We start from the raw sequence: 6,372 nt of genomic DNA, 5'->3' as shown, positions 1-6,372 counted from the left end.
ATGAAATGGCTGCATTACCTCGACATCTACGACCGATACTTATCCGCCTATCGAGACTTGCCGGTCCGCTTCCTTGAAATCGGCGTCGCGGATGGCGGATCATTCAACGTCTGGCGCCCCTATTTTGGCGACCGGGCCGTTCTATACGGCATCGACATCAGTGACAGCAGTATCGATAAGGTGAACGCGCTGGGGATTGGTTGCCATGGGCGCGTCGGGAGCCAGGCCGATCCTGAATTCCTCGCCTCGGTCGTTTCGGAGATGGGCGGTCTCGATATCGTCGTTGATGATGGCAGCCACATAGCTGAGCACCAACTTGCGAGCTTCCGCACGCTATTCCCGCTGCTTTCGGATGGTGGCCTTTATATCTGCGAGGACCTGCACACGTCGTATTGGGATGACTGGCAGGGGGGCCTACGCCGGCCGGGAACGTTCATCGAGGTTGTCAAGGACATCATCGACTGCCTGCACAAATGGTATTACCCGATCGACAACGCGATGGTGGACATGGACCTGCATACCAAGGTCCCCGCGGTTCACGTTCACGACAGCATGGTGGTCATCGAGAAGGCCAAGGTTGACCCCCCGGTCATGCTGATCAAGTAGGCGCTACAACAAAGGCTCGCTTCGGCGGGCCTTTTTCTTATCCACGACACAAGAGGCTAACATGGACCGCAATTTCCAGCGGGCGCTTTCGCTCGTCCTCAAAACAGAGGGCGGCTGGTCGGACAATCCGGCGGATCCTGGGGGCGCCACCATGAAGGGCGTCACGCTCGCCAATTTTCGCCGCTACGTCCAAGCCAACGCGACCAAAGACGATCTGCGCAACATCACCGATGCGCAGCTCGCAGTCGTCTACCGGAAGTTCTACTGGGACGCCGTTGCCGGCGGCCAACTGCCCGACGGCGTCGACTATGCCGTCTTCGATTTCGCCGTGAACAGCGGCGCCGGCCGGGCGGCGCGGTATCTGCAGGCGGTGATCGGCGTCGGCCAGGATGGCAGCATCGGCCCCGCGACGCTTGCCGCGGCGGCTGCCAAGCCTGCCGGCTTCGTGATCGACCACGTCTGCGACGCGCGCCTCGCCTTCCTCGAAAAATTGCCAACCTGGCCGACCTTCGGCAAAGGCTGGAGCGCGCGCATCGCCTCGGTCCGGACGGAAGCCCTGAAGATGACGGCCCAGACCGGCCAGCCAGCGGCGCCAGCACCGGCGCAGCCAGCCCCCGTTCCTACGCCTCCAGTTGACCCGCCTGCCTCCCCTGTGACCGCGGGCCAGCCTCCGAAGCCTGCCAGCCGCGCAGCCGGCATCGCAGCCCTTCTCGCCCTCGCCGCCATGGCCGTGTCCGGCTGGTGGCATCACGTCGTCACCCTCATCCAAGGATTGTTCCAATGACCGCTGTCATCGTCCGCATCATGCTTCGGTATGCCGCCGCCATTCTCGTCACCCGGGGCCTGATCGGCTCGGATGACGCCTCCGCATTCTCGACCGATCCCGACGTTCAGATGCTCATCGAGGCGGGTCTCGGCGTCGTCATCGGTGGCGTCGCAGAAGCCTGGCATTGGGCGGCGCGCAAGTTCGGCTGGGAGCACTGATCATGGAGCAGCTGTTCGCCGACCTGATCCGCCCTTGGCTTCCGATCACCGCCGCCATCATCGCCGGCACGGTCGCCTATTTCGTCATGAGGCATTCCGCATGAGCGCCCTCCTCGCATGGCTTCTCACCAACCCGACCGTGCTGGCGATAGGCGCTGCCATCATCGCGGTCGTCGCCGCCTGGTTCAAAGGGCGGCTCTCAGGCGCGCAAGCGGAGCGCAACAAGCAGGCGGCCGATCAAGCTGAAGCGGCCAGCGAGGCGCACAAGATCGATGACGCCGTCGCCGGCCGCGCGCCAAACGCCAATCGGACAGAGTTGGGCACATGGTCAAAGCAATAGCTCTGGTGGCCATCCTGGCGCTTGGCGCCTGCACCACGACCGGCGGCTCATTCTGCGCAGTCGAGCACCCGATTCGGCCGACGAAAGCAGAGGTGGCAACCCTTTCGGACGCCACAGTCGCATCGATCCTGGCCCACAACCGGAAGGGCCAGCGTCTTTGCGGCTGGAAACCATAGCAATCGACAGTGCATTGAGAAGGCTGACTGAAACAATGGCGGACGAACACATGGATACCGGCGATCTTCGGGCTCGCGTGGTCGCTCTCGAGAACTGGCGCGTCCAGCGCGATATTGAGAGCGCGCGTCACGATGAACGGTGGAAAAACATGGACGCGAAGATCGGGGACATGGGCAAGCAGATGGAAGACAAGATCGACAGCGTCGAGGAGAAGGTCGACAAGATCTCGAGCGACATCTCCCGCGTCATGTGGATCATCATAGCCGGCATCATCATGGCGATCGTCACCTTCATGGTGAAGGGCGGCTTTGCCCCGTGATTTCCACAGATCAAGCACCGATCGATAAAACTCTATCGGGCCCGTTAAGGGTTCGGTCAGCGGCGGTGTCGCACGTTCGTCCCGTTGCCTAGAGAGAGGCGCATGGGACCCGTTCGCCCATTTGCCTCGCACTCCCGCTGCCCCGCTGGCTCACCGCCGGCGGGGTTCTTTTTGTTTGTCCCTAGCTTGGTATCATCGGAAATCCCCGAATAATCAGCGCTGATCCCGCAGAAACTTCTAGACGAATGCTAGGAGACTCTGGCAAGTAGACCTGCACAAAGAGCCGAAAAGGCCATCGGGAGGGGCGCGTGACCGTATGTGTTGGCATTCAAGTCAACGAGTGCTTGGTGTTCGCTGCCGATAGCGCAGTCACACTGCACTACGGCGTTGATCCTCAAGGACGCGAAATAATCAACGTGCTGCCCCATGGGCATAAAGTCTTCAATCTGCACCGCGAGCTCCCCGTGTGTGCAATGACCTGCGGACTTGGCAATATCGGCGCGGAATCGATATCAACGCTTGCGAAAGACTTTCGCATCGCCTTGACCAAAGAGAAGAACTACCAGCTAGACCCTCGAAACTATACGATCGAGGAAATCGCGGTCAAAGCTCGTCGCTTTCTCTTTGAGGAGCGCTACTCCAAGCTCGGGACAAAGCCGTCATCCGATATGTCGTTTTACGTCGGAGGATACTCCTCTGGGGCCGATAGTCCCGAGAGATGGCTTGTGAAAATTGAGGCGGCCACGCAGAGCTCCCCGGCTCCTATATGCGAGGGCGCGAAGGGCGCTTCCGGTGTAAATTGGGGAGGTCAGCCTGAGGCAATATACCGCGTGTTAATGGGTGTTGGGTTGGCCCACAAGGAGGTTCTGAAGTCAACAGGATTGACAGACGCCCAGGTTGATGCGGCATCGAAGGCTCTCTTAACCCAGATGCAAGCACAGATGGTCCATCCTGCGATGCCCGTACAGGACGCAATCGACTTGGCTGATTTTTTGGTCGAAACAACCAAGAGGTTCGTGCGTTTCCTCCCCGGCGCCGACACTGTTGGTGGGGACACTGACATCGCGGTCGTGACAAAGCATGAAGGGTTCAAGTGGGTACGACGCAAGCACTACTTCAACAGGACTCTCAACCCAAGCCTATCGGAGATTGACCATGCCAGATGACAAGCAGGACAAGCCGGTCGCCATCGCAACCCCGCCTGCGGAATCGAAATCGGCTCGGTATGAGTACCAACAGGACGACGCTCGCTCATTCAGCTTGCAGTTTTCACCGATGACGGGGGAGAAGGAACCGGTCGCCCCCTTGGGGTGCGAGCTCAAGGTATTTTAGCAGCACCGCCCCTGCTGCTTTCGGCAACCAGCCCGCTGGCATTGGCCGGCGGGCTTTTTTTCTTCAAGCGTCCATTTCGAGTGGTTCATGCTCGGGCACCTCGTGCCAGACGACCTGTCGTAGATCCCGCTTGTCGACGCGCTGGCCACAGACCTTGCAGGTGTAGAAGTGCTCACTCTTATCGGCAGGATCTCCGCCAACGCGGTGGCCTTTGCCGCTCAACGGCGGGATATCCGCAAGCTTGGTCATTACCACTCCTACATACAATTTCGCTAAAATACCCGGAACCGGACGGCCGCTGCGCGGCTTTTATCGAGGTTGGGGCATGTGTGCATGCGTAACGTCAGAGAGCGGCTGAAGTTCGTCAAGCCGCTGGAGCCCGTCCAGGTGGAAACGCCACCGGTCAGCGACGACTGGCTGCACGAGATCAAATATGACGGCTTCCGCACCCAGCTCGTCCGCGATTGGGCAGGTGTGAGGGCATTCTCCCGCAACGGCCACGACTGGTCGAGCCGCTATTGGCCCATCGTCAACGCGGCCGAAAAGCTGCCGGCGGAATCCTTCATCATCGACGGCGAGATGATCGCGCCGGATCCCGACGGCCGCCCGAACTTCCACGAGATGCATTCGCGTATGACTTGGAACGCCGAGCTTCTCGCCTTCGTCGCCTTCGACCTACTCTACCTCAACGGCGAGCACGTTCGGGTGCTGCCGCTGATCGAGCGCAAGGCGAAGCTCTGGAACCTGATCAAACCGGCCAAGGGCATCATCCAGTATTCCGACCATGTCGAGGGCAACGGCGCTGCTTTCTTCGGAGCCGTCGAGAAGATGGGGCTTGAGGGCATGGTGTCGAAACGGCGGACCAGCAGCTATCGCAGCGGCAAGCAGGATTTCTGGGTCAAGACGAAATGCTGGGAGGTCGGCGACTTCGATCTGCTCGGCATCAAACGTGAGCCCCGCAAGCCAGCCGCCGCAATCATGGCGCGCGACGGCCGCTACGCCGGCGCCGCCGCCGTCACGCTGCCGGCTGGCGTGCGCGAGAGGCTCTGGCAGCGCGTGCAGCAGGGCAAAACAGCGAAGCCGCCCCGGCCGGTGCCGACGGCCGTCGCCGGCGGCGACGTTGACTGGGTAAAGCCCGGGATCAAGGCAACGGTGCGTTTCCTGCGCGGCGAGCACAAGCTGCGCCATGCGACGGTGCAGGATTTCAGTGACGAAGGAACCTAGAGCCGCCTTCCGGCTTCTCTCGCCATGAGCACGCGTGGCATCAATTTCCTAGACCGATGGATGGCAGATCATCTGCCGAACGCAATCACCGACGATACTATGGCAATCCTCTATCTGGTCGAAGAGGCCCTGGAGGCTGCTGAGCGAGAAGGCATCAGGCCAGAGGAGATCACCGATGAGGTCGGCAGCCTTTTCGAGGTCATCCTCGATGCGATGCAGAACCGCGAGGGCGGCTTGGCGGCTTGAACGGAGCCGACCTATATCACAGCCATGTTCAAGCTGCCCGAAATCACCTACCCCCTCTCGATCGACACTATCGGCAAGATGCTGGCGCTTGGTCACGAGATGACGGCCAACTGCCTCAACACCGGCTGCGGCCAGTCGAGCCGCATAAACCTGGTGGCGCTCGGCCGCCGAATCGGCTTCGAGCATGGTTGCCTTGCGCAAGATCTTCAGCGCCACTTCTACTGTCCGAAATGCCGTGCCGCCGGCCGGGACGACAAGCGGGTCGGCTTCATCCACCTCACGCTGAGCAACCCGCATTCGGAATGGCCTCGTGAGCGCGAGCAGTGGCGGCAGCAGATAGGCCGCCGGGCCGGCTGAATTATCCACAGAACGACTCGCGAACTCCGTGGGAATTTCGGTGGGACTTTTCGTCTGGTTTGGCCGCAAATCAACCGGCTTGATCGGGTTCTGTTCTCATCCGGCGTTTTTAGCACTTGCGCCGGACCCCTTGAGAATATAGGGCTTTGCGCGGTCCGGAGTGTAGCGCAGCCCGGTAGCGCACTTGACTGGGGGTCAAGGGGTCGTCGGTTCGAATCCGGCCACTCCGACCATTTTTCAAGCCTGAGACTTGTCCCCCAGAAGTCCTCTCCAATCCCTACTGGCACACGTCGACCCATTTGGCGTCGACAAGTTCGGCCATCCGCTGCGGCGAAATCCGCACGGCGGCATTCGTCGCGCCGGCGGCGGGAACGACCTCGTCGAAGGCCCGCAGCGTCACATCGCAAAAGACCGGCAGCGGCGCCGGCAGACCGAAGGGGCAGACGCCGCCCGGCGGGTGGCTGGTCGCGGCAAGCACCTGTTCGCCGTCGAGCATGCGCGGCTTGCCGCCGAGCGTGTCCTTGCATTTGCGGTTGTCGAGCCTGGCAGTGCCGCTGGTCACGACCAGCATGGTCTCCTCGCCGACGCGCAGGCAGATGGTCTTGGCGATCTGCGCCGGCAGCACGCCATGGGCGTCGGCCGCCAGTGCCACGGTCGCCGAGCTCGCTTCGGTGACCAGCACCTCGATGTCGGGAGCGTGTTCGGCAAAGAAGGCGCGGACCGATTCCAAGCTCATGAGCGAAACCTCAATCAGGCATGTTGGCCACTCGATGCCGCCGAATCGTTG

At 61.3% G+C, this 6,372-nt stretch carries 12 protein-coding genes and 1 tRNA gene; 11 read left to right on the top strand and 2 right to left on the bottom strand.

Annotation, left to right across the window (positions count from 1 at the left end; translation table 11 throughout):
* The 7 genes from EOA60_RS14105 to EOA60_RS37590 form a co-directional block, all read left to right on the top strand.
* On the top strand, window positions 1-606 hold a 606-nt coding region (locus EOA60_RS14105; protein WP_128311500.1), incomplete at its 5' end, for a class I SAM-dependent methyltransferase.
* 61 nt (window positions 607-667) lie between these two features.
* Complete coding sequence (locus tag EOA60_RS14100; protein WP_128311499.1) at window positions 668-1,390, top strand: glycosyl hydrolase 108 family protein; 723 nt, start codon at window positions 668-670, stop codon at window positions 1,388-1,390.
* The gene (locus tag EOA60_RS14095; RefSeq protein ID WP_127335379.1) at window positions 1,387-1,590 is read left to right on the top strand and encodes a hypothetical protein; all 204 of its coding nucleotides are present in this window, start codon (window positions 1,387-1,389) and stop codon (window positions 1,588-1,590) included. Before EOA60_RS14100 ends, EOA60_RS14095 begins: the two co-directional genes overlap by 4 nt.
* 100 nt (window positions 1,591-1,690) lie before the next feature.
* The gene (locus tag EOA60_RS14090) at window positions 1,691-1,930 is read left to right on the top strand and encodes an ABC transporter permease (RefSeq protein WP_127335380.1); all 240 of its coding nucleotides are present in this window, start codon (window positions 1,691-1,693) and stop codon (window positions 1,928-1,930) included.
* Window positions 1,931-2,141: 211 nt separating this feature from the next.
* A complete protein-coding gene (locus EOA60_RS14080) occupies window positions 2,142-2,426 on the top strand; it encodes a hypothetical protein (RefSeq protein WP_127335382.1) in 285 nt (94 codons plus the stop codon).
* Window positions 2,427-2,773: 347 nt separating this feature from the next.
* Window positions 2,774-3,592, top strand: a complete 819-nt coding sequence (locus EOA60_RS14075; protein WP_127335383.1) for a hypothetical protein — start codon at window positions 2,774-2,776, stop codon at window positions 3,590-3,592.
* Window positions 3,582-3,758 (top strand): hypothetical protein, encoded by a 177-nt coding sequence (locus EOA60_RS37590; RefSeq protein ID WP_164748325.1) that lies wholly within the window; start codon window positions 3,582-3,584, stop codon window positions 3,756-3,758. The genes EOA60_RS14075 and EOA60_RS37590 overlap by 11 nt, the downstream gene beginning before the upstream one ends.
* 63 nt (window positions 3,759-3,821) lie before the next feature.
* On the opposite strand, the gene EOA60_RS14070 is transcribed toward EOA60_RS37590, so the two are convergent.
* Window positions 3,822-4,007: a hypothetical protein gene (locus EOA60_RS14070; RefSeq protein WP_127335384.1), complete on the bottom strand. Its 186-nt coding sequence runs from the start codon at window positions 4,005-4,007 to the stop codon at window positions 3,822-3,824.
* 84 nt (window positions 4,008-4,091) lie between these two features.
* Between EOA60_RS14070 and EOA60_RS14065 the strand changes: the two genes are divergently transcribed.
* From EOA60_RS14065 to EOA60_RS14050, 4 genes are all read left to right on the top strand, one after another.
* A complete protein-coding gene (locus EOA60_RS14065) occupies window positions 4,092-4,982 on the top strand; it encodes an RNA ligase family protein (RefSeq protein WP_127335385.1) in 891 nt (296 codons plus the stop codon).
* 60 nt (window positions 4,983-5,042) lie between these two features.
* Window positions 5,043-5,228 carry a hypothetical protein gene (locus EOA60_RS14060; RefSeq protein WP_245479215.1) on the top strand — a complete coding sequence of 62 codons (186 nt, stop codon included), beginning with the start codon at window positions 5,043-5,045 and terminating at the stop codon, window positions 5,226-5,228.
* 24 nt (window positions 5,229-5,252) lie between these two features.
* The gene (locus EOA60_RS14055) at window positions 5,253-5,585 is read left to right on the top strand and encodes a hypothetical protein (RefSeq protein WP_127335387.1); all 333 of its coding nucleotides are present in this window, start codon (window positions 5,253-5,255) and stop codon (window positions 5,583-5,585) included.
* A 156-nt stretch (window positions 5,586-5,741) separates the two neighbouring features.
* A tRNA-Pro gene (locus EOA60_RS14050) sits at window positions 5,742-5,818 on the top strand.
* 44 nt (window positions 5,819-5,862) lie between these two features.
* Here EOA60_RS14050 and EOA60_RS14045 read toward each other — a convergent pair.
* Window positions 5,863-6,321, bottom strand: a complete 459-nt coding sequence (locus tag EOA60_RS14045) for a YbaK/EbsC family protein (protein ID WP_095778701.1) — start codon at window positions 6,319-6,321, stop codon at window positions 5,863-5,865.
* Window positions 6,322-6,372: the final 51 nt, after the last annotated feature.

Source organism: Mesorhizobium sp. M1A.F.Ca.IN.020.06.1.1 (assembly GCF_004023265.1).
GTDB lineage: Bacteria > Pseudomonadota > Alphaproteobacteria > Rhizobiales > Rhizobiaceae > Mesorhizobium.
The sequence above is the reverse complement of the archived record's forward strand: the minus strand, read 5'-3'. Positions and strand labels throughout refer to the sequence as shown.

What these genes read in the sequence shown, in the direction of transcription:
- EOA60_RS14100 (WP_128311499.1), top strand. Translation starts at nt 668, where the DNA reads ATGGACCGCAATTTCCAGCGGGCGCTTTCGCTCGTCCTCAAAACAGAG.
- EOA60_RS14095 (WP_127335379.1), top strand. Translation starts at nt 1,387, where the DNA reads ATGACCGCTGTCATCGTCCGCATCATGCTTCGGTATGCCGCCGCCATT.
- EOA60_RS14090 (WP_127335380.1), top strand. Translation starts at nt 1,691, where the DNA reads ATGAGCGCCCTCCTCGCATGGCTTCTCACCAACCCGACCGTGCTGGCG.
- EOA60_RS14080 (WP_127335382.1), top strand. Translation starts at nt 2,142, where the DNA reads ATGGCGGACGAACACATGGATACCGGCGATCTTCGGGCTCGCGTGGTC.
- EOA60_RS37590 (WP_164748325.1), top strand. Translation starts at nt 3,582, where the DNA reads ATGCCAGATGACAAGCAGGACAAGCCGGTCGCCATCGCAACCCCGCCT.
- EOA60_RS14070 (WP_127335384.1), bottom strand. Translation starts at nt 4,007, where the DNA reads ATGACCAAGCTTGCGGATATCCCGCCGTTGAGCGGCAAAGGCCACCGC.
- EOA60_RS14065 (WP_127335385.1), top strand. Translation starts at nt 4,092, where the DNA reads ATGCGTAACGTCAGAGAGCGGCTGAAGTTCGTCAAGCCGCTGGAGCCC.
- EOA60_RS14060 (WP_245479215.1), top strand. Translation starts at nt 5,043, where the DNA reads ATGGCAGATCATCTGCCGAACGCAATCACCGACGATACTATGGCAATC.
- EOA60_RS14055 (WP_127335387.1), top strand. Translation starts at nt 5,253, where the DNA reads ATGTTCAAGCTGCCCGAAATCACCTACCCCCTCTCGATCGACACTATC.
- EOA60_RS14045 (WP_095778701.1), bottom strand. Translation starts at nt 6,321, where the DNA reads ATGAGCTTGGAATCGGTCCGCGCCTTCTTTGCCGAACACGCTCCCGAC.